Consider the following 20,401-nt stretch of genomic DNA (forward strand, 5'->3'; position numbering starts at 1 on the left):
CGGTCCGGCGATACCACCGGGTCCGGTGACACCACCCCCCGGATCATGCGTTCGACTGGGGGCGTAAGTCATGCCGGACCCGGCGACCACAGCTCCTTGATCAGGAACCACGAAGAAGGTAACGGGGGGGGGAGACCGCGTGCTCAGGATTCACTTCACCCGCGACGACGTTGCCCGGACCCGCATCGCGCCCGCTCCGGATCCACTCTGGGAACTGGTGATGGGCCTGCACCTGCTCCGGCCGCAACCAGGAGACCTGTTGTTCCGGGACTGGCGCCGAACCGCCGCGGCGGCCATCCGGCGGGCCGCGCTGGGCGACCAGCTGAGCCTGCTGCTGGCGCTGACCCCGCCCGTCGGGTACTTCCCGGACTTCCTCAACCCCAGCGCGGCCATGGCCGGTCTGGACCACGGCCTGGAGGCCATCCGGTCCACTCCGAAGTCCTCTCTCGGCCACGACCTGCGGCACCTCGCGCAGACGCGACACTTGCCCGACGAGGCCCGCGAGCTTGCCCACGGTGAACCGGCGGTGCTCGCCGAACTCACCGAAACCATGCGCACGTGCTACCACCTGATGATCACCCCCTACCGGCGGACGATCGAGTCGGCCGTCGAACGCGACCGGCAGCTGCGCGCCCGTGCCCTGGCCGACGGCGGCGTCGAAGGCCTGTTGGCCGGCATGCGCCCCACGATGAGCTGGGACTCGGGCGAGCTGCGCATCCCGGGGCACCGCGACCAGGACCTGCACCTCAACGGGCGCGGCCTCCTGCTCGTCCCCTCGTACTTCTGCCTCACCGGGCCGGTGACGATGTTCGATCCCACGCTGCCACCGGTGGTGGTCTACTCCGTGGCCAAGCAATCCGATGCGCTCGTCACCGACCCGCGGCGGGATCCGGGCACGCTCGCCGCGTTGATCGGCGCCACCCGGGCCGTGGTCCTGGCGACGATCGCCGAGTGCCCGAACCCGACCACCACCGCCATCGCCCGCCGGGTCGGGATCTCGCCGGGCACCGCCAGCGAGCACGCCACCGTCCTGCGCCAAGCCGGTCTCATCACCAGCCACCGGGACGGCAACCGGATGCTGCACCACCCGACCGCGCTCGGGATAGCACTGCTCGACCACGACTACCTGCCTGCCGTGACCGAGCGACCCTGACGGCGCACCGAGCCCTCTCATTCGGCCGCAGCCGAATGTCGTTGACGACGTCGACGGGACCGGGTGACGCTTCCGGGTAAACGTCGAGCATTACTGAAGAGAGGGAAGGGTGCTTACCTTCGTGCGAAGGCCATACGCTCCAGGGAGTGCGGCTCGCACGGGGGCGCCCACAATAGGGGAAGGAACTTATGATGAAGCCCTTCACATCCTGGCTCAGGAAAGGAACCACGCCACGTCCGGTTAGAACGGCCATGGCGATGACGCTTATCGCGTTCACCACCTTCGTCGCCGCGGCTGTCGCAGCACCGCCCGCCAGCGCAGCGGCTTGGGACTGCCCAAGCGGCAATGTCTGCGTCTGGGACGGAGACGGTGGAACGGGCGCTCTTTGCAAATGGTCGAACAAAGATCCGGATTGGACGAGCGGCACCGTCGTTTGCTCATGGGCACTGGACCGGCCGGTCCGATCGATGTTGAACCGTGGAACAAGTTCGAGCTTCTCGGGGGTCTGTTTGTATCCGGCGGCGAATCACTATGGCACCGGCTGGTGGCTGGCTCAGAATTGGGGCATAGCAGACCATGTCGAACTGCATTTCCTCTCGCACAAGTGGGTGACAGGCGGCTGTTAGCCCGGGTCTTTCGCTAACGCCGCTGGGTTGAGCGTGGCGTAGACGTGGAAGTGCCCTTCGACCTGCGACGATGGATCTTGCCTAGTAGTGGTGTGACTCCGGAGGAGATGGCTCGGGTTCGGCCGGTGATCGAGGACTTCGCCGCGTCGATGTTCGGCGGGTTCGCGCGGCGTGATCAACGGGCGAAGGGCGAGCTGTATCTGCGTGGGTTGATGCTGGACGGCAAGCGCAAGTCGATGCAGCCGGTGGCGGCTCGGCTCGGGGTCGATCACCAGCAGTTGCAGCAGTTCGTGAGCACCTCGACGTGGGACCACGTCGAGGTGCGGCGCCGCCCGGCCGGGTGGGCCGCGGGGTTCGTCGATCCGGACGCACTGGTCATCGATGACACCGGATTTCCCAAGGACGGCAAGGACTCTCCCGGTGTGGCGCGGATGTACTGCGGCGCGCTGGGCAAGACCGGGAACTGCCAGATCGGGGTGAGCGTGCACGCGGTCACCGACTGGGCCTCGGCCGCGATCGACTGGCGGTTGTTCCTGCCGGAATCCTGGAACGACGAGAAAGCCGCCCTCAGGGCTACACCTCAACGCCCACCCGCCGTTCGATGGGTCAATGGGGTGGAATGTTCGAGGCGGCCGGAGTCGTCCAGGCGCGGGGCTCGCCGGTGAACAGGGTGAGCACACGGCGGGTCCTCGCGGGTGCTGCGGCGAGGAAGGCGGTGGCAGCTTCAACGAGGGCGAGGCCTTCGCTGGTGAGGGTGGTGTAGGCGTAGGGCGCGGCGGGTGCGCGGTTGAGGAGCGGCTGGCCAAGTTCGCGTTCGAGTCGCTGGATGTACTTGGTGAGGGTCTTGTGGTGCAGGCCGAGCGCGTCGGCTGTTGCGCGCAGGCTGGGGTGGTGCGGAAGCTGGGCGAAGGCCGCGAGGCGCTTCCACGGGCGCGAGCCGGTCAGCGCGGCCGTAGTCCAGGTGGCGCTTGGTTGGTGTCGTAGAGGGCGCTGCGGTGCCCGTTCCCGCCGACTGCTCGCACCGGCAGGTCGTACTTAGGGCACCAACGCAGGATGGTGACGGACTGCACGTTGAGCTCGGCGGCGAGGGTGCGGATGCGGCGCCGGTTGACCTGGTAGCGGGCGGCGAGTTCGGAGATGGACAGTCCACGGTGAACGTAGAGATCCCGCAGGAGCTCCGCGGGCAACTGGGCGGCGAGGTCGGGTTCGGGATGCGGGCCGCCGGTGATCTCGGGTGGCTGGTGCGCGAGCAGGAACCGCGCCGCGTCCAGCGGCAGACCGGCGTGCGTGGCGGCGCGCTGCAGTGGCAGTCGTGCCGCGAGCAGTTCGTGCAGCGGCCCGGCGGCGAGCGCGTCCGGCGAGGGGCCGGGGAGGTCGAGGCCGTCGGCCAGCTCGGTGGGCGGCTGCCAGGTCACCGGCTCGTCGATTCCCTGTGCGGCAAGAAATTCGGCGGCAACGGCGCGCAGCTCACCGGTTAGACGGGTGGTGAGCACTGCGGGGAAGTCGGAGATGGCGTCGCGCTGCTCGGTGGTGGCGGGCGCGAAGTGGGCGGGTGCGTGGCTGGCGGGCTGGCCGCTGAGGGTTTCGAACAGCACGCCGCGCACGACGCGCAGCAGTGCCGGGGTGTGGCGCAATTCAGTGCGGTCGAGCAGCAGGGACCAGCGCTGTTCGTGCAGCAGGCCGGTGTAGTCGAGGGCGCGGCGCCGGTCGTAGTCGATCGGGCTGCCGTGCTCGTCGAGGTGAGCGGCGAGGCGGGTCAGGGCCGTGCACAGGCCGTTCCAGGCGGGTTCCTCGAGGAGGTGCCGCAGGACCCAGCTGACGTGGCCGCAGGAGGCTTCTGGTTGCAGGCGGTCCAAGGCCCTGGGGATTGACAGCGCGGTGCCGCTGGCCGGGGTGAGGCAGGCGAACGCGGTGCGGGTGAGCCGGTGTCGGCACCAGTGCGTCGCGACGCACAGTGTCCACCAGGGCCAAAACACGGTCGGAATCGCGGCGCCGCGATCGTGACGCGGGCGGGTCTGCTCGGCGCCGAGCAGGTCTCGCCGTGCCCCGTCCGGTGTGAAGGGCCGTGCGGTGGGTGCCTGCGACGGCAACAAGCGCGGGAACAGCTCCCGCCGTGCCTGGCTAAGCACGCGCTCCAGGGTGCTGGTGATCGGGGTGGCGCGGCGGGAGTAGAACCCGGCGACCAGGCCCTGCGCGGCGGCACCCGGCGTATGCAGCGACACCGGCACGCGCACGGCCACCTCGGCGTCGGGCGCGCCGAACACGTCCAGCGCGCGGGTCATCGCGACCGCGGCCGGCACCGGACGCGCCGACACGAGGGCGGTCGCCCGATGCCGGGTGGCGTTCTCGCGGTGCGTGCTGGTCACCGCGTCGCGGTAGACGTCGGCGAGGTCGCCCAGCACCTCGTCGCCCCAAGGCAGGGGCGGAGGTGTAGCGCAGGATCCGGGAGGCCATCACCGCGACGCCGGTCAGCACCATCCGGGTACTCCCGCCGACCACCATCACCCGCCGGTCGCCGGGCACGCACCTTCTGCGCCTCGGTGAACTCCCGCATACCCACCAACGGCGCGTGCGCGATGTCCATCGAGATCGCCCAGTCCTGCGGCAGGTTCGGGAACTGCCCCGGGCGTCCGGTGCGCGGGTCGACCTCGTCGCGGTCGTTCGTCATCCGGTTCCACGCCTGCCGACCGGTGTAACGCGGGTTCTCCAGGATCGTCTTCACCGTCGGCGCACCCCACCCCTCCCCCGACCGGTGCCGATTACGACCCGGATCAACCGCCGACGGACACGGCACACCCGCTCGTTGAGAGCCCGGGCAATCCCCGAGATCGACATCCCCTCCAGCCTCCGGGCGAACATCCACTTCACGTGCGGCGCGGTCCGCGGTCCGGCGCCAACCTTCACGCCCGCCGCCCCCACCGGGCAACCGCACGGTTCGGATGCGGCCCCGCGTCGACCAGCATGTACCCGTACGCACCTCACCCAGCTGCTCCGTCGAGGTGCCGGAAGCGCGGGCCCGCAGGTACGGCATGTGGCGCGTGGCCGGCAGCCCTGGGCTCGACGAATAGAGTCATCGAGTGAGCAACGCGATGGGGTCCTCGGGATTTGACCACGAAGCGGTGCTGGACGTGCTGCTGGTGGAGGACGACCTGGGTGATGCGCTCGTGGTCGCCGAAGCCCTGGCCGGCAGCCCGGTGCGGCTACACACGGTGCGTGACGGCGACGAGGCGCTGGCGTTCCTGCTGCGCGCCGGCGACCACGGAGACGCCCCCAGACCGGGTCTGGTCCTGCTCGACCTCGACCTGCCCCGCCTCGATGGCCGCGAAATCCTCGCCCAGGTCAAGGCCAGCGAGGCGTTGCGCTCGATCCCGGTGGTGGTGCTGACCTCCTCGCAGGCCGAGGCCGACGTGACGGCCAGCTACAGCGCCCACGCCAACGCCTATGTCGCCAAGCCGCTCGACGCCGAGGGCCTGGCCGCCGTCATGCGGCAGGTCACCGAGTTTTTCGGCACCGTGGTCCGTCGGCCCGGCTGATCGCGCGGACCCCACCAAGTGAGGAGCGCACACGGCGACTGGCACCGGCATGGGTGACGAACAGCGGGTCACGCCCGTATGCGTCCTCGCGGTGACCAGGGCACCGTCGAAGGGGCCGCTCCGATGAGCGCCACCACCGCGAGGTCCGGCGCCGGAGTGCGTCGTTGTGCCGTCGAGGTCGCCGAGACCGACGGTGGAGAAATGGCGCTGAGGGTGACCGGCGGGGTGCCCTATCGATGGTGGGCGCACTGTTGGAGGCTCCTGTCGGATACTGGACGCCGACGGGCCCTCCATGTGCTGACCTCGACGGTCGTGCGACGCGAGGTGGCCGTGCCGGGCGTGCTTGACGTCGTACCGCTCGCCCTGCCCTGAGCACGTTTGCCGTGGACTGCGCCATCGGCGGGCGACCGCCGCGCCGGAGAGCTGCGTGCCGCGTCCGGACGATGTGGTTTGTGGTTGGGTGGACTTCTGGTCGTCGGAGGTTGCATGAGCGGTGAGGTGTTGAAACCGGGTGATGTGCTGGCGGCAGCCGAAAGCGCACCGCCGGCGGATTCGGTCGAGGTGGTCGCGCGTGACCTGGCGAAGCGGGTCGGGGCCTTCGACGTGTCGTTCCTGCTGGTCGACCTCGTCGACGAGCACTTGGTGCGGCTGACCTCGACGGCGCAGGACCCCGGCGAGTGGGGTGCGGCGCACGTCCGCCTGCGGGACAGCGCCTACGAAGAGGTGCTGCGCACCCAGCGGCCGTGGCAGGAGCGGGACGGCGACGAGGTGCGGGTGGTGCTGCCGGTGACCAACCGCGGCGACTGCGTCGGCGTGCTGGAGGTGACCGTGCCCTCCTTCGATGACGAGGTGCTGGCGCAGCTGTCGGAGGCGGCGCACGCGCTGGCCTACGTCATCGTCGCCGACCGCCGCTTCACCGACCTCTACCACTCCGGCCGGCGCACCACCACGATGAGCCTGGCCGCGGAAATCCAGCACCAGCTGCTGCCCTCGGCGTCCTGCTGCGAAGCCGCCCAGTTCACCGTCGCGGGCGCCTTGGTGCCCGCCGACGACATCGGTGGCGACACCTACGACTACACCCTGGACCGGGACACCCTGCACCTGTCGATGACCGACGCCGTCGGACACGACGTGGCCTCGGCGCTGACCGCGACCCTGCTGGTCGGCGCGCTGCGCGGGGCCCGCCGGGCCGGTCATGACGTGGCCGAGCAGGCGCGACGAGCGAACCAGGCGTTGCTGGAGCACGGCGGGGGATCGCTGGCGACCGGGCTGCTGCTGCGCCTGGATCTGCAACGGGGACGGTCCGAGCTGGTCAACGCCGGTCATCCCGCGCCGCTGCTGCTGCGCGACGGCGTGGTGCGCCCGGTCGAGCTGGAGATCGACCTGCTTTTCGGCGTCCTGCCGCACCAACGGTATCGGGTGCAGCGGCTCGACCTGCGCCCCGGCGACCGGCTGGTGCTGATCACCGACGGCATGTTCGAACGCGACGCCGCCGACGCTGACCTGCCCGCGCTGATCCGCGACACCGCCGGGCTGCATGCCAGGGAGGTGGTGCGGGCGGTCACCAGAGCGGTGCGCCACGCCTGCGGCGACCACCTCCGGGACGACGCCACCGTGCTCTGCCTGGACTGGCACGGGACCAACCGCACCGAACGCCACGCCGACAACGGCGCCGACACAGACACCGCCTCACCTGCTTGACGTCGTTCCGTGAGCGCTGGTGTGCGTTCGGACCAGGCCGGCGAACTGGTTGACCAGAAGCAGCCCACGACCGCCCCCTTGCCCCGACGAGGGGATCCCCCAAGTGTCCGCTGTCCTCGACCGCGCAGACCACCTGGCCGTTGTCGTGGCAGATCATCAACCGGTAACCGGCTCCGGTGTGACGGAGGCCGTTGGTGACCAGTTCGGTGGCGATCGGCTCGAGGTCGGCGACTCGCTCGGCGGCGAGCCCCAGCCGCTGAGCTCGCGCGACGGCGAACCCGCGTGCGCCGCGGATGTCCGCGGTGGCAGTCACGGGGAAGCCCTTCGGTATGAGGGGCGATGTCGAACGGTTGGCTGTACCGGCTGACGATGGCGTCGGGGTCGTACCGGCCGCCGGCGCCGCATTGGGCGCCGTGCTACACCGCAGGGTGGGTGAGCAGGGCGCGCGGGTCGAGGTGTCGTACGGGCAGAGGACGGTGACGTCCCGTCGGGTGAACGCCAGATTGATCAGTGCTTCGTGCTGGGAGCACGCGGGGTACTCCGCGTCGGTGCGGTCGGCCCAGATCGTTCGCCGATGATGCTCACGTGGCCTCTGACGTGGGTGTCGGTGAACCGGTGCAGCAGGGAGGGGATGATCCGGCCGGGGTTGCGGCCGGCGACCCGCATGTCGCAGCATCGCCACGTGGGGAGCGGCGTCGCCCAGAACGTCGTGCAGCAGTCTCATCCGTGACTTGGGGACCGCCACGGCGACGGGCTGTTCCGCGATCAGGCCGTCGAGGACGAAGGGCACGAGGGTCTCCACGACTCCTCGTCGGAGGCGTAGAAGAAGGCGGGGTGGATGAACCCCTGCCGAGGACAGCGCTTCCAGGGTGGCCATGCGACCGGCTTCCCCTACCCGTCGCGCGATCGCGGTTCGGCTCGGTCCGAATAGGAGCGAACGGCTTGCGGGTGGACATGTCCGCCTCTCCGCCCAGGACGGGCACACGGTCGACCACCGCCGCGGCGGACGGGACCGATCATCACGGAGCAGGTGTTCGAGTGCTTGCACGCGACCTGCGCGAATGCCTGCTCCTCCACGTCCGGGCCAGCGCAGTCGCATACTGCGCGGTGTTCCGGTGGCTGGTGCGGGCGGAGGGATTCGGGACGTCGAGGGGGCGGTCGGCGCGATTGGCCCGATGCCCTGCCGGAGGTTGCTCGATCGACGGTCGACGCCCCGGTCCTGCCTGCTTCACACGCCACGCAGTGGCGGGTAGTCCTGTCCGAGTGGCAGCGAGAGCGTGTCGTTGAGTTCGCGTGCTTCCCGGAGTTGGTCCTCCAGGGTGACGATGCGGCACGCGGCGTCCAGTCCGATGCCCTGGTCGACGAGTTCCCGGACGCGGGCGGCGATGCGCAACTGGTGGCGGGAGTAGCGGCGGTGCCCGCCCGGGGAACGTCGGGGCCGGATCAGCTTCGCCTCGTCCAGCCTGCGCAGGAACCCCGGCGTGGTGCCGAGCATCTCGGCGGCACCGCCCATCGTGTAGGCGGGGTAGTGGTCGTCGTCGAACTTGTCGGCCGCCGGCTGCGGCTCGACCGTCTCTGGGGTCATCGCACCTCCGCGCGCGAAGAGGGGCCCGGCGCCATCTCTGCGCCGGGCCCCTGGGGTTACGGGTTCACTTCCACCAACCGGTCCTGGGACCGGTTTGTCGTGTCCACGCCATCCGCACGAACTCCGGACGACGCGGGGATCGCATGTACGTAACCGGAAACCACCATCCAATCGATCTGGAGTGCGGTACCCACCCGGACGACTTCACTCCGAGGCAGGCGATCCGATGGCGTGCAACCCTTCCCTTCTCTGTCGATCCATACCTTGCTTGTACTGCTTCGACGGTCGGCGCCGGGCTCTTCGAACACTCCGGCTCACCTCACCGACCGCCTGCGGCCACCGTGCCGGAACCCTTCCACTGATCGGCTCCAGCGCGCCTGACCGATGCTGCTACTTCCACTGCTGACTGTCGGCCCGGGGACGTGCGAAATGCTGTCGAGCGTATTGCGGTCGTGCTCCCGGTACTACCTGTGCCGACCATCCTTGGCTTCGCCCGCGGAACCTTCTACTACTGCTTCCGCCCGGCGAGGCCGTCCTGCTCCCAACACGCGGGTAGTTCGTCCTCTCCCGCGCCGATAGGACATTCTCTTCTGTTCGACAAGGAGAACACTACACACACCGGCATGCGAATGTCTACTCCAGCGATCATAGATTTGCTCGACCGAGTGACCCGTATGCGCTTACCTGCGGGGATGCCCGATCTGCGTGGTCGGCGGGCTCGCCCGGCCGCCAAGACCACTGCGGTCACGACCGGCGCGATGTGCGCCCACTCCCCCGCGAGATCGACGACTCGGCGTTCGCGCGACTCGCCTGCCTGGACCCGAACACCCACGCCCGATCGCCCGGTTTCCGACCGGACGCCCGGTCCGGCACACCTGAGGATGGCCGTTCGGACGGGGTGCGTGTGGATCGTTCAGGGCATGGGGAGGCGGGCCCAGACGATTTTCCGGTCCTCCTCGTGGTGCACGCCCCAGTCGTTGCAGATCGTCTCGACCATCTTCATGCCGTTGCCCCGGTTCGGGCCGATGCTGGAGGCGCCGACGACCGGGGCGCGGTCCGGGGTCGCGTCACGGACCTCGACGACGAGCTCGGGCCCGCGGTCCGGGTGGACCTCGCGGCGCAGCACCAAGTGCCGGGGATCGTCGGCGTGGTCACAGGCGTTGGAGGCCAATTCCGTCGCCACCAGCCGCGCGTCGTGGACGAAGCCCTCGTCGTGCATGTGCAGCGCCTCGTCGACGCGCTCGCGCACGGCAGCGAGGTTGTCGCACTGCAACGAGGTGTCGATCTCCACCTGGCCGGCTGTCTGTCCCTCTTCGGCGTGGCCGTCCGCGCCGCGCTCGTCCTGCGGGATCGTCGTCGCCTCGCGCGACCCGGTCGCGGCGTCCGCGTCCGGAAGGTCCCCGGTCGAGGGGTGATCAGAGGCGGAACTGGCGTCGGTCACCGGACCGGGTTGCCCGAAACCCGTCCACTCCATACCCGGTTGAGCCATTCGGTCCAATTCCGGAACGCGCGGCAGTCCTCGCCCGCTGCGAGGCAATGCTCGACGCACGTCTGTCCCGACCAGCCATCAACTGCGGACAACGCCCCAGCCCTCGATCCCACCCGGTTCGCTCGATCTGCTTCCTCGAGCTACCACCGCCAGGCTCACGCCGTTGGCCGCGGCGTGGTGGTGGGCGTTGAGGAGCATCGTGACACCCGCCGAGGCCATGAAGCCGACCGCGTTCAGGTCGAGGACCAGTGCACCGGGCCGTCTGTCCAGTTGGGCGCTCAGTTCGACCTCGACCGGGGTCACGCTGTGCGAGTCGATCTCACCGGCCACCGCGGTGACCGGACACCCGTCGTGGTCGGTGGTCCGCACGGTGACGGCTGGCTCGACGTGGTCGCCCTGTCCCAGTACGCGCACCGCTCCCCCGCCCGGCTCGGGGACCGCTCCTCCAGCGGTGTTGTCGATCTTCACGTGAGCGTTCCTCCTGATCCTGTCGGGCAAGCGGGTCGCTTCGAGTTACGTCACCCGTTGAAAGCCGAGCAACGCCACCGCATCCACCCCGACCGCACGCCCGATCAGATGTGGACGGACTGCTCGGACGAACGAATCAGCGGCCGCAGGTGGAGCTGTCGCAGGCGAGCACCGCCCACACCGTCTCGCCACCCTCGGCACGCCGGCGCACACCCCGATCCCCGGAATACACCGCCACCATCGCCACGCCCCGTCCCCTGGTGTCGGCGATGCTCGACCGCCCTGATACCGGCGGGAATTCCGAGGTGACGTCCACCTCGACGTAGACCCTGCACGGGTCCGGAGCGTGGAACACCCGGACGAGTGCCGGACCGGGAGCGTGGTCGAAGCCATTGCTGACCAACTCCGTGGCGACGAGCAGGACATCCGACAGGTGGTCTTCGTCCAACTCGGGCAGGACGCGAGTGACCCAGCGGCGCACGTCCGCCGCGGTCGGGGCATCGGGCCGGTCGGCGTCGAACCGCAGCGGTTCGGGATCAGAGGGATCCGGCCACGGTGAAGCCCCCTGTCCCGGATTGTTGCGACCCCCGACAGACTGCGGTTGCCCGATTGGCGCCGTATCGCCCCGCCTGCGGTCATCCGCTGCGGTTCCCGGAGTCGATCCGGCTGCGACCGGTTCGGCGCGGGCCAGGACCTGCGCTGCGGATCGGCCACCCTGCCGACCGGGTAGGCCGCTCCCAGGGGAGGTGACCTGGGCCGCACCTTCCCGCAGCGCCCGGTCGATGCCCGCGATCCCGCGCAGGTCACGCACCCGATCGTCCACCGCGCCGGAGGCCGAGTAGCAGCGACGGCGCGGACGCGCGCGGTCCCCGACGAGGTGAATGCGCGTACGGTGCGACTGTGACCGGGCTCGGACCGGTAGCCGAAGTGCTCACGCCCACCGGCCGGCTCCGGCCGCGGTGTTCGCGCGAACGGCTCAGGCCAGTCGGACCTCGGCCCAGACGGTTTTCCGGTCGTCGTCACGCAGATGTCCCCAGTTGACCGACAGCCGGTTGACCATGAGCAGACCGCGGCCGTGCTCGGGTGCGTCCAACCTGCCCAGGACCGGCAACAGGCTCGGGCTGCCGTCGCCCACCTCGATCCGCACCAGATCGCGGTCGGGCAACCGGTACATCCGCAACCGCCGCGGTGCTCGGGCGTGCCGGTAGGCGTTGCCGACCAGCTGCGCGGCGACGACCTGGACGTCCACGAGCCGATCGCCACCGACACCGGTCCCCATGCCGGCGACCAGTCCCATCAGGGCTGCTGTGGACGGGCGGCTGTCGGACAGGTCGAGATCGACGCTCTTTCGCGGAAGATCGACAGTGTTCACTGCACGCCCTCAATGCCTGTGGCCTCACAAGGCACAGATACGGCATCTTATACCCGCTGGTCATCACTGCGGCGATAGGTGCCTCGGGAGTTGGTGTGGAGATCCGGGTCCTCGGGTACGTCGGGGCCATGGGTGCGGTCGAGCGGGTCGGGTCCAGGGCGCAGGACGACGGACGTGGGGGTGACCGCGGCCGGCTCGTGCTGAGCGTGGACCTGCCGGCGTCGCGAATGCCGTCGCACGAGCTGCGGCAGTGGGTGAGGGCGGCGTTGTACCGGGAAGATCGGGAATGCGCGGAGAAGGTCTGGTTGGTCCTCGCGGAACTGGCGGCCAACGCCCACGACCACGGGCGGTCCCCGGTCGAGATCAGGGTCTGGAGGTCGACGGCCTCGTCGGCGGCGCGGGTCGAGGTCCGGGACGCGTGCCGCGAGGTGCCCGCCCCGGGAGCCTCGCGGAGGGACGGGACGCGCGGCTCCGGCCTGGTCCTGGTCGACGGCTTGGCGCGTCGATGGGGAGTCGACGTCCACCCGACGGGCAAGACCGTGTGGGCCGAGCTGGTCGGCCGTGCGGCAGGAGCCGCGTCCGGCGCGATGAGCTGACCGGCACTCCCCGCACGCAGCCCGTCATCCACGACCCGGTGCGACCCTTGCGGACGGCGAGGCCGAGGTGACCGACGAGAGCACCGCCGAGGTCCTGCGAGGGCTGCCCGCAGAGCCGGAATCCCGGGCAGCCGGTGGACATTCGCCCGGAGCAGGCGCGGACCTGACCGAGTCGAGCGGCATGACTGTGCCACCACTGGCATGACCTATTTGCCGGACAGATGGCATGCGTGACGGTGGTGACGGTGGCCTGGCGTGTCAGCCGGTCCGGCAGTGGCGACGCGCCAGCCCACTCGGCGGGATCGTGTCCAAGGCTTAAGACCGTCATGCCTGAGCGGTCATCGCAATGCACACGGCGATCGGCGCAGAGGGCCACCACCCGACAGCCAGCACCGCGTACGGCACGGTCCGGGCGCTCAACACGGTTGCCCGGGTGAGCGCCCCGACGAGCGGCCCACGGCCAGGTCGACCCCGAACCCACCCGTGCCCGCCGAGGCGAACCCCACGGACGAGGTCATTCTGGTCGCCGGACTGCTCGCTACGCCGAGGAGGAGCTGACCGGCGAGAACACGATCAAGGTCTACGCCCTCTACGGCATTGACTGACCTCAACGCCATCTCTGACCGACGCTTTTAGGTGCCAACAGACTGTGCTCGACGTGTGCCCGAGGTGTGCCCGGACGCATGATCAGCGAGCGACACGGATCATCCCGAAACGGCAGCCGCCCCGTTTCTGACCTGCACCCGCTCGACCGGCGTCCCGCCGCCTGGTCGGGCGATCAGCTGTGGAACTCCTTGATCGCGCTGCAGGCGCGGTTCCCCAGGCTGTCGTTGTGCCAGCACAGCTCACCCTTCAGATGTGTGTCCTCCACCCAGATCAGAGGGCAGTTCGCGTTCTTCGGCAGCCCGCCCTCGCCGTCGGAGCCGGCCCGGCAGATGACGTGCGTGCCCCCGATGTTGCCCACTCGCCAGATGTCCATGCGCGCATAGCCGTTGTCGGTCAGGGCGTCGTGCACGTAAACGCGATTCGCCGCGTCGTCGAAGTTGGCGGAGACCCGGACGACGCCTCCGCTGCTCGCTGACCACTGCTGATCGCTCGCAGAAGCGATCCCCGAGGTCCCGAGCATGATCAGTGCGACCAGGACCGCACCGAAGAGGGCGCGGACGTCGATCTTCTTCACGCGGTTCTCCTTTTTGGAAAGTTCGAACGCGATGACGCGGACCGACGTTATCCGAAAAATGCACATAGGTATTCAGCCGAACGGGTGCCGCAGGTGCGATTCGTCGGGAGAATCAACTCCGGGCAGGCCTTCCGCATTGAGCCCTTTCCAACTGGCGGGGCCAGCGGTGACCATGGTGGAGACGTGGCGAAGCTCCTGGTAGATGACTTCTCGACCAAGAGCAAGGCCTTTGCCAGGAGCTTCGAGTGCTTGTCTACCCATCCGCGATCGACCTGTCCAGTTCACACCTCCGGTTCCTGGCACGGGGACTGACCGCGCACCGGCGCCGGATCGGCAGCAGGTGGTGCAGGCTCGACCCAGGACGCCAGGCCCTGCTGGTGCTGGCGCATCTGCGTTGCGGCGACACCTACACCCGCCTGACCGCGGGCTTTGACGTCGGCCTGGCTACCGTCTGCCGCTCCATACACGAGGCGGTCGCCCTGCTGGCCGCACTGGCACCGGACCTGGCCGACGCGGTGAAAGTCGCCTCGCGCAGGGCCTACGTCATCGTCGACGGCACCCTGCTACGCATCGACCGGATCGCCGCCGACCGACCGTACTACTCGGGACAACACCAGCGCCACGGCATGAACGCCCAAGTCTTGGCCGATCCGGCCGGGCGCCTGCTGTGGACCTCACCCGCGCTGCCCGGCTCCGCCCACCACCTGACCGCGGCCCGCGCCCACGGCATCGTCGACGCCTTGGCCGGAGCGGACATCCCGCGCTGGGCGGACAAGGCCTACCAAGGTGCCGGCGGAGCGATCCGCGTCCCCTACCGCGGCAGATGGCACAACTTCTCGCCCGGACAGCAGGCGGTCAACCGCTCCCACGCTCGCACCCGTGGGGTGGGAGAACGAGCTGTCTCGATCCTCAAGGCATGGCGACTGCTGCGCAGACTCCGCTGCTCAACCACCCGCATCACCGACCTGACCCGAGCCGTCCTCGCACTCCACCTCAACGCTGAATGAGGTTGGAAAAGGCTCAATCATTCTGTCAATACTGAAGTAATTATAGTGACTCAACTGAGGGGCGCGGCGACTCGTGAACCTGCTGCGCCCCACCAGTCCCCGACCGCCGCCGGAGCCTCGATGGGCTGTCCGGCCGGCGGTCGGGGATGGATTCGGCGAAGGGTCAGTCCCGCCAGTGGTTCGGTGATCGGGAAGCCGCGCGTGCCGCTGTGCGCCGTCCGGATGCCACTGTCGATCTTGGTCGAGCCGGCGTACGCCTCGAAGTAGGCCGTCACGAACCCGCTCGAGTACTCGTTGGCCACGATGCCGCTGATGCTCGCAGTCCGGTTGCCCCAGACGATCGAGCCATAGGTGTAGCGGTGACAACCGGCGGAGTCGGGCACGCACAGGCTGAAGTGGTCGTCTGCCCAAGCGGCCTCGGTACTGGCGGACGCCGCGGGGGCGCCGACCACCGCACCCAGGGGCAGGGCCAGTGCGGCGGCCGCGATCGCGCGTCGAATGCTGATCATGTGGTTCTCCTCGTTCGCGGGACGTCCAGTGCCGGTCCCGCGCCGAGCATCGCGAGGGGTGCTAACAAGCGGAACGGCCCAGCCCGCCGCAGGACGTCGCACGGCTGGACCACGGTGTGGTCCAGCCGTCGTGTCACCTGGTCAGGGGCGCGGGGTGGTGGCGGACGAATCCCGGCTCCGCGGTGCCCGACTCGTTCACCGTCCAGTCGAACAGGAACCGCAGCTCCGGACCGTAACGGCCGGCGGCGGCGTTCAACCGGTGCGGTGCGGTGGTCGGCCACCGCCCGGTCTCGACCCGGTCCACGAGCACGCCCAACGCGACCAGTTCCTCGGCCGCCGTGTGCGTGCAGTGCCCGCCGCGGTCCACGTACAGCTGCCGCAGCCGCGCGGGGTCGACCTTCTCGGCGTAAGCGCGCTCATGCCCGGTCGCCACGACGTCGCCGACGGGGTGCAGCGTGGCGACGGGGGCCGTCCCGCGGCCGGTCGGCGAGCCGTAGCGGGTCAGCCACCGGACGGCGTGGGCGTCGGCGGTGATGCGCGGCGCGGCGGCCAGCCGGTCCAGGTCGGCCGACAGGTCCAGCCCCGCGTCCCGGTACGCCTGCCGCGCCAGGTCCCGTTCGCCGGAACGTCGGAGCAGGTCGCGGTAGTCGACGCCGACGTTGTCGCTGGGGTTGCCGCCCGCCCGCGCCTCGATGTCGGCCCGCTTCGTGCCCCACGCCAGCGCCAGCACGATGGTCTCGTCGTACTTCGCCTGCTGGCCGACCTGCTCGGCGACGTCGGTCGACCGCGGTTGCAACGAACGCGACCAGCCCGGCACGCTCGCGAACGCGTTGGCCAACGCCAGGCGCGCCCGCCCCTCCGGCGTGCTTTTCGCCGCGCGCAGCACCTCCGCCGCCTTGGCCTCGTTGGCGATGGGATCGGTCAGCCGCACCACCTCCAGCTCCGGTGCGAGCAGCGTCCGCACGGTGAAGGCCAGGTCCAGCAGCTGGTCGAACAGCGCGACACCACCGCCGACCGGTCCGCACATCGCGAGCACGCCGTCGATCCGGTGCGGGTCGTGCTCAGCCAGCAGCACGGACGTCAGGCCACCGCCGGACTCACCCCACGTCAGCACCCGGCGTGGCGTGCCCACGTGGTCGTGGAACCAGTCCAGCAGCGCCGTCTGGTCGCGTAACGCGTCGGGGACGGAGTAGCCGTGCGGGTTGGCGTACTGGGACGCGGCCAAGGCGTAGCCCTCGGCGAGCAGGGGCGCCTTCGCCTGGGGCTGGTTGGTCAACTCCACCTCCGCGGGTGTGTACCCGAACGAGTAGAAGCCGTGGTTGTAGAGCAGCACCGTGCCGTTCCAGTCGGGCGGCACCTCGACGCGGTAGGGAGCGCCGTTGATGACGCCGGTGTGGACGCGCACTTCCTCGGTGGGCGCGACACCGGCGAAAGCCAGTGCGGCGACAAGTGTTCCGGTGAGCAACATGGCGCTGATGCTCTCCGTCGGACGACAAGCGCGGCATCCGTCGGAGAGCGCGCCCCGCACCTACGCCTGCCGACGTAGTCTCCTTCCAGATCGGACGCGTACACCGACGCGCGGAAGGACGACAAGACGTGGCCGACACACCTGATGCCGAAGTCCTTCTGACGGGAGGACGAATCACGCCGGGCGTCGTTCGCATCGGGGACACGGTCCGACGGCCCACCACGGCCTCGTCAGCCTTCGTCGCCGAACTGCTCGCGCAACTCGAACAACGCTGGTTCATCGGCGCACCGCGTCATCTCGGGCTCGACGAAGCCTGCCGCGACACGTTCAGCTACCTGCCCGGCTGGGTGCCGGCCAGGTTCCAGCATTGGACCGACACCCAGGTCGTCGCGGCGGGAGCACTCCTCCGCTCGCTGCACGACGCGACCCGCGACAGCGGCCTCACCGCAGGACATCCCGTCATCTGCCACCACGACCCGGGTCCGAACAACACCGTCCTCCGGGACGGCCGACCGGTCGCCTTCATCGACTTCGACACCGCCGCGCCCGGCGACCCGCTCGAAAACCTCGGGTACATGGCCTCGACGTCATGCGTGTCCTCGAAGACGACCGCACCTCCCGCCGCCGACCGAGCCGACGTCGTCACCGCGATGCTCGACCGCCAGTCCCGCAACGCACGCTGGTGAACCGATCGACTGACCGGCCCCGTTGCCTCGGCCTGGTGAACCTGTCCGCGATGGGCGCTCGGCGTCGGCAGGCGGCTGCGCGACGAGCTCAAAGCGATCGCCGAGCAGAGACGGGCACGCACCACGCCTCGGTGGACACCGGCTACTTCCACGCCGCTTTCGCCCAGGCGGAGGCACGGTTCCGGGCGGCACGCGCGTGGGCCACGGAAGTCTGGGCCGACAACGGCGCGACGCTGGACCGCGGCGAGCACCTGAGCACGGAACAGGAAACCCTGACCCGGTTGATGCTCAACAACACGACCTGGTCCGTACAGGCCGTCGGTCAGACCGTGCACCAGTGGGCCGCCACCACGGCCAGCAGCACTGCGGCAGGTCGCTCGCCGGGCCGGCCCCGGACGCCCGGTGGCGTTTCCTCGACCTCGTGCCCCCGGACGACACCGGTCGGTGCTGAGCCGTCAGATCCGGTGTTCTTCCGCCCACGGGAGCAGCCGACGTTCCAGGTACACCAACCCGTAGAACAGCACGATGCTCATGACGCCGAGCAGCCCCATGGCGGCGAACGCGAGCGCGGTGTCCGCGCTGGACCCGGACGTGACGATGACGAAGCCGAGCCCGGCGCCCGCCCCCACGAACTCCGCGATCACCGCCCCGATCACGGCCAGCGAGATGGCCGTCTTCAACCCCACGAAGACCTGCGGCAGGGCGTGCGGGAAGCGCAGCTTGAAGAACTCCTGCCAGCGGGTGCAGTCCAGCGAACGCATCAGCTCGACCAGCTCGAAGGGCGTCGACTTCATCCCGGACGCGGTGGAGATGACCACCGGGAAGAAGCAGACCAGGAACACCAGGAGGACCTTCGGCGCGGGTCCGAAACCCATCCACACCACCAGGACCGGCGCGATGGCGATCTTGGGGACGGCGTTCAGGGCGAGCAGCGGTGGGTAGATCGTGCGTTCCAGGACCGTCGAGCTGACGATGAGCAGCGCGATCGGGATGCCCACCACCATGGACAACCCGAAGCCCTGCACGATCTCCAGCAGCGTCACCCCAGCGTGCTCCAACAGGTAGCCCGGGTGCTCGCCGAGCACCGCCAGCACGTCCGCCGGGCTGGGCAGCAGGAACTCCTCGATCGCGAACACGATCGTGGCCAGCCACCACACCGCGATCACGGCCAACATGCCGAGCACGGGCAGCACGACGGCGGCGCCCCGCCCACCCCGACGAGCCCGCTGCCTCACCCCGCCACCTCCAGCAGCTCGTACAGCAGACCACCGATCGCGGCGACGCCCGCCGCCCGCGCGGTTCGCGGGCGAGGCAGACCGACGTCGACGAGCTTGCGGAGCCGGCCGGGACGCGAGGTGAGCACCACGACCCGGTCGGCGAGCACGACCGCCTCCTCGACGGAGTGCGTGACGAACACGACGGTCAGCGGTTGCTCCCGCCAGATCCGTTGCAGCTCACCGGAAAGCTCCGTCCGGGTCAGCGCGTCGAGCGCCGAGAACGGCTCGTCCATGAGCAGCACCGCCGGGCTCTGGATGATCGAGCGGCACAGTGCCACCCGCTGCTGCATCCCGCCGGACAACTCGTGCGGCAGCCGCGTGGCGAACCTCTGGAGCCCGACCAGCTCCAGCAGCTCGTGCGCGCGGGCGACGTGCCGGCGGCGGTCCAGTCCGAGCACCTCGACGGGAAGCAGGACGTTGCCCAGCACCGAACGCCAGGGCAGCAACGCCGGACGCTGGAACATGACGGAGATGTCGCGCCGGGGCCTGGTCACTGGTTCGCCGGCGACGAGGACCCGCCCCCGGGTCGGCGCGAGCAGCCCGGCGACGATCCGCAACAGCGTCGACTTGCCGCAGCCGGACCGCCCGATCACCGCCACGACCTCGTGCTCGCCCACCTCGAAATCGATGCCGTCGAGGGCGAGCACGTGCCCGCGCTTCCCCTCGAAGACCCGGGACACCCGCTCCACGGCGATCATCGACGGCATCAGGACTTCGGCACCAACTCGAAGTCGACGAGATCAGCCGCCCGCAGCGACCCGGTGGGGATCGCTTGCGCCTCGCCGAGCAACTCGACGATCGTCGAGACCCGGCTCTCGTCGACCGCGCCGAGCGGGCCCGGGAACCCCTTTGGCTCCGAGTACTCCGCCATCAGCCGCAACTCGGCAGCGGCCACCTCGGGGTTCTGCGTCGGCTGGTACTTGGCGAGGATCCGGCCGGCCTCGTCAGGGTGGTCGAGGGCGTACCGCAGCCCTTTGAGCAACGCGCCGCTGAACCGCCGCACCAACTCGGGGTCGTCGCCAGCCAGCTCCGCTGAGGTGACCAGCATGTTGCCGTACAGGTCGGGCAGGAGGTCCCCGTACGGCAGGACGACCGCCTTGCGCCCCTTCGCCGCCGCCTCGATCAGCGGCTTGCCGACGACGAACTGGCCGATCCCGTCGACCTGCCCGGACAGCAGGAGCTGCGGCAGCCCAGGCGGCGCCGAGGGCACGAACTCGACCCTCCCGGGGTCGATTCCGGCGGCCCTGGCGTACAACGGGAACATCAACCGGATCGTCGAGCCGGGAGGATCGCCGATCCTCCTGCCGACGAGATCCGCGGGCGTGGTGACGCCGCCTCCTTCGAGCCCGATGATGGCCGCGACGGTGCGCTGGTGAACAGCGGCCACGACCTTGACCGGCAGCTTCTCCTTCGCGACCGTGATCATCGTGCCGGTGAGGTCGGCGACCCCGAAGTCCGCCCGCCCGCCGGCCACCAGCTTGAGCACGTCCACCGTGCCGCTGCCCGGGTTGATCGTGACGTCGAGGTCGGCCTCGGCGAAGAACTCCTTCTCCTGGGCGACGTAGACGTACGCGTCCCGCCCGAACGTGCTGAACGACGTGAGGTAGGTGACCTCGGTGGCGTTGCCCGCTGTTCTCGCCTCACTCCCACAAGCGACGAGCGCCGCCACCACGATGACCACGAGGAGAACGGAACGACAGGGTCGCATCGTGGGCTCCTTCCCCCGGTGTCCCCACCAAACAGCACCAGCG

The 20,401-nt window shown here is 69.7% G+C and carries 21 protein-coding genes and 2 pseudogenes; 8 read left to right on the forward strand and 15 right to left on the reverse strand.

The window, feature by feature from the left end:
• Positions 1-139 precede the first annotated feature (139 nt).
• The 3 genes and pseudogenes from LNK82_RS47450 to LNK82_RS00010 form a co-directional block, all read left to right on the forward strand.
• Positions 140-1,153, forward strand: coding sequence for an ArsR/SmtB family transcription factor (locus LNK82_RS47450; protein ID WP_230564777.1), 1,014 nt, complete (start codon positions 140-142; stop codon positions 1,151-1,153).
• A gap of 257 nt (positions 1,154-1,410) precedes the next feature.
• Positions 1,411-1,779, forward strand: coding sequence for a peptidase inhibitor family I36 protein (locus LNK82_RS48150; RefSeq protein WP_372470384.1), 369 nt, complete (start codon positions 1,411-1,413; stop codon positions 1,777-1,779).
• Positions 1,780-1,886: 107 nt separating this feature from the next.
• Positions 1,887-2,381 (forward strand): annotated as a pseudogene (locus tag LNK82_RS00010) (IS701 family transposase); the annotation flags it as partial.
• A gap of 4 nt (positions 2,382-2,385) precedes the next feature.
• Here the strand turns inward: LNK82_RS00010 and LNK82_RS48155 are convergent.
• The 3 genes from LNK82_RS48155 to LNK82_RS48160 all read right to left on the reverse strand — a co-directional run bounded on the left by LNK82_RS48155 (position 2,386) and on the right by LNK82_RS48160 (position 4,810).
• Entirely contained in the window at positions 2,386-2,724 is a 339-nt protein-coding gene (locus LNK82_RS48155; RefSeq protein WP_372470386.1) for a helix-turn-helix domain-containing protein, read from the reverse strand.
• A complete protein-coding gene (locus LNK82_RS00015) occupies positions 2,721-4,061 on the reverse strand; it encodes a hypothetical protein (protein WP_230564778.1) in 1,341 nt (446 codons plus the stop codon). The genes LNK82_RS48155 and LNK82_RS00015 overlap by 4 nt, the downstream gene beginning before the upstream one ends.
• A gap of 80 nt (positions 4,062-4,141) precedes the next feature.
• The gene (locus LNK82_RS48160) at positions 4,142-4,810 is read right to left on the reverse strand and encodes a recombinase family protein (RefSeq protein ID WP_268995561.1); all 669 of its coding nucleotides are present in this window, start codon (positions 4,808-4,810) and stop codon (positions 4,142-4,144) included.
• A 58-nt stretch (positions 4,811-4,868) separates the two neighbouring features.
• Here LNK82_RS48160 and LNK82_RS00025 point away from each other — a divergent pair, with 58 nt between their 5' ends.
• Positions 4,869-5,312 carry a response regulator gene (locus LNK82_RS00025; RefSeq protein ID WP_230565124.1) on the forward strand — a complete coding sequence of 148 codons (444 nt, stop codon included), beginning with the start codon at positions 4,869-4,871 and terminating at the stop codon, positions 5,310-5,312.
• Between the two features lie 486 nt (positions 5,313-5,798).
• A complete protein-coding gene (locus tag LNK82_RS00030) occupies positions 5,799-7,013 on the forward strand; it encodes a PP2C family protein-serine/threonine phosphatase (protein ID WP_230564780.1) in 1,215 nt (404 codons plus the stop codon).
• Between the two features lie 508 nt (positions 7,014-7,521).
• Here LNK82_RS00030 and LNK82_RS48165 read toward each other — a convergent pair.
• The 6 genes and pseudogenes from LNK82_RS48165 to LNK82_RS00055 form a co-directional block, all read right to left on the reverse strand.
• A pseudogene (locus LNK82_RS48165) lies at positions 7,522-8,112 on the reverse strand (hypothetical protein); the annotation flags it as partial.
• Positions 8,113-8,241: 129 nt separating this feature from the next.
• Positions 8,242-8,598, reverse strand: a complete 357-nt coding sequence (locus tag LNK82_RS00035) for a MerR family transcriptional regulator (protein WP_230564781.1) — start codon at positions 8,596-8,598, stop codon at positions 8,242-8,244.
• A gap of 913 nt (positions 8,599-9,511) precedes the next feature.
• Positions 9,512-10,039 carry an ATP-binding protein gene (locus LNK82_RS00040; protein ID WP_230564782.1) on the reverse strand — a complete coding sequence of 176 codons (528 nt, stop codon included), beginning with the start codon at positions 10,037-10,039 and terminating at the stop codon, positions 9,512-9,514.
• 126 nt (positions 10,040-10,165) lie between these two features.
• Positions 10,166-10,555: an STAS domain-containing protein gene (locus tag LNK82_RS00045; protein ID WP_230564783.1), complete on the reverse strand. Its 390-nt coding sequence runs from the start codon at positions 10,553-10,555 to the stop codon at positions 10,166-10,168.
• 136 nt (positions 10,556-10,691) lie between these two features.
• Positions 10,692-11,366, reverse strand: coding sequence for an ATP-binding protein (locus LNK82_RS00050; protein ID WP_230564784.1), 675 nt, complete (start codon positions 11,364-11,366; stop codon positions 10,692-10,694).
• Positions 11,367-11,531: 165 nt separating this feature from the next.
• The gene (locus LNK82_RS00055; protein ID WP_230564785.1) at positions 11,532-11,852 is read right to left on the reverse strand and encodes an ATP-binding protein; all 321 of its coding nucleotides are present in this window, start codon (positions 11,850-11,852) and stop codon (positions 11,532-11,534) included.
• Positions 11,853-12,022: 170 nt separating this feature from the next.
• On the opposite strand from LNK82_RS00055, the gene LNK82_RS00060 reads away from it, so the two are divergent.
• Positions 12,023-12,523, forward strand: a complete 501-nt coding sequence (locus LNK82_RS00060) for an ATP-binding protein (protein WP_230564786.1) — start codon at positions 12,023-12,025, stop codon at positions 12,521-12,523.
• Between the two features lie 778 nt (positions 12,524-13,301).
• Here LNK82_RS00060 and LNK82_RS00065 read toward each other — a convergent pair.
• Positions 13,302-13,703, reverse strand: a complete 402-nt coding sequence (locus LNK82_RS00065) for a hypothetical protein (RefSeq protein ID WP_230564787.1) — start codon at positions 13,701-13,703, stop codon at positions 13,302-13,304.
• 245 nt (positions 13,704-13,948) lie between these two features.
• Between LNK82_RS00065 and LNK82_RS00070 the strand changes: the two genes are divergently transcribed.
• Entirely contained in the window at positions 13,949-14,710 is a 762-nt protein-coding gene (locus tag LNK82_RS00070; RefSeq protein ID WP_230564788.1) for a transposase family protein, read from the forward strand.
• 50 nt (positions 14,711-14,760) lie between these two features.
• Here LNK82_RS00070 and LNK82_RS00075 read toward each other — a convergent pair whose 3' ends face one another.
• A complete protein-coding gene (locus LNK82_RS00075) occupies positions 14,761-15,219 on the reverse strand; it encodes a hypothetical protein (RefSeq protein ID WP_230564789.1) in 459 nt (152 codons plus the stop codon).
• Between the two features lie 133 nt (positions 15,220-15,352).
• Positions 15,353-16,687 (reverse strand): DUF6351 family protein, encoded by a 1,335-nt coding sequence (locus LNK82_RS00080; RefSeq protein WP_230564790.1) that lies wholly within the window; start codon positions 16,685-16,687, stop codon positions 15,353-15,355.
• A 128-nt stretch (positions 16,688-16,815) separates the two neighbouring features.
• Here LNK82_RS00080 and LNK82_RS47460 point away from each other — a divergent pair, with 128 nt between their 5' ends.
• Positions 16,816-17,373, forward strand: a complete 558-nt coding sequence (locus LNK82_RS47460) for a phosphotransferase family protein (RefSeq protein WP_230564791.1) — start codon at positions 16,816-16,818, stop codon at positions 17,371-17,373.
• A 455-nt stretch (positions 17,374-17,828) separates the two neighbouring features.
• On the opposite strand, the gene LNK82_RS00090 is transcribed toward LNK82_RS47460, so the two are convergent.
• The 3 genes from LNK82_RS00090 to LNK82_RS00100 are packed head-to-tail and all read right to left on the reverse strand — an operon-like array spanning position 17,829 to position 20,358.
• Positions 17,829-18,608, reverse strand: a complete 780-nt coding sequence (locus tag LNK82_RS00090) for an ABC transporter permease (protein ID WP_230564792.1) — start codon at positions 18,606-18,608, stop codon at positions 17,829-17,831.
• Positions 18,605-19,357 (reverse strand): ABC transporter ATP-binding protein, encoded by a 753-nt coding sequence (locus LNK82_RS00095; RefSeq protein WP_230564793.1) that lies wholly within the window; start codon positions 19,355-19,357, stop codon positions 18,605-18,607. The genes LNK82_RS00090 and LNK82_RS00095 overlap by 4 nt, the downstream gene beginning before the upstream one ends.
• On the reverse strand, positions 19,357-20,358 hold the full coding sequence (locus LNK82_RS00100) for an ABC transporter substrate-binding protein (RefSeq protein WP_230564794.1): 1,002 nt from the start codon (positions 20,356-20,358) through the stop codon (positions 19,357-19,359). Before LNK82_RS00100 ends, LNK82_RS00095 begins: the two co-directional genes overlap by 1 nt.
• Positions 20,359-20,401 lie beyond the last annotated feature (43 nt).

This window comes from Saccharothrix luteola (genome assembly GCF_020859565.1).
Taxonomy (GTDB): Bacteria; Actinomycetota; Actinomycetes; order Mycobacteriales; family Pseudonocardiaceae; genus Actinosynnema; species Actinosynnema luteola.

What these genes read in the sequence shown, in the direction of transcription:
- LNK82_RS48150 (WP_372470384.1), top strand. Translation starts at nt 1,411, where the DNA reads ATGACGCTTATCGCGTTCACCACCTTCGTCGCCGCGGCTGTCGCAGCA.
- LNK82_RS00015 (WP_230564778.1), bottom strand. Translation starts at nt 4,061, where the DNA reads ATGACCCGCGCGCTGGACGTGTTCGGCGCGCCCGACGCCGAGGTGGCC.
- LNK82_RS48160 (WP_268995561.1), bottom strand. Translation starts at nt 4,810, where the DNA reads ATGCCGTACCTGCGGGCCCGCGCTTCCGGCACCTCGACGGAGCAGCTG.
- LNK82_RS00025 (WP_230565124.1), top strand. Translation starts at nt 4,869, where the DNA reads ATGGGGTCCTCGGGATTTGACCACGAAGCGGTGCTGGACGTGCTGCTG.
- LNK82_RS00030 (WP_230564780.1), top strand. Translation starts at nt 5,799, where the DNA reads ATGAGCGGTGAGGTGTTGAAACCGGGTGATGTGCTGGCGGCAGCCGAA.
- LNK82_RS00035 (WP_230564781.1), bottom strand. Translation starts at nt 8,598, where the DNA reads ATGACCCCAGAGACGGTCGAGCCGCAGCCGGCGGCCGACAAGTTCGAC.
- LNK82_RS00055 (WP_230564785.1), bottom strand. Translation starts at nt 11,852, where the DNA reads ATGGGACTGGTCGCCGGCATGGGGACCGGTGTCGGTGGCGATCGGCTC.
- LNK82_RS00075 (WP_230564789.1), bottom strand. Translation starts at nt 15,219, where the DNA reads ATGATCAGCATTCGACGCGCGATCGCGGCCGCCGCACTGGCCCTGCCC.
- LNK82_RS00080 (WP_230564790.1), bottom strand. Translation starts at nt 16,687, where the DNA reads ATGTTGCTCACCGGAACACTTGTCGCCGCACTGGCTTTCGCCGGTGTC.
- LNK82_RS00095 (WP_230564793.1), bottom strand. Translation starts at nt 19,357, where the DNA reads ATGCCGTCGATGATCGCCGTGGAGCGGGTGTCCCGGGTCTTCGAGGGG.
- LNK82_RS00100 (WP_230564794.1), bottom strand. Translation starts at nt 20,358, where the DNA reads ATGCGACCCTGTCGTTCCGTTCTCCTCGTGGTCATCGTGGTGGCGGCG.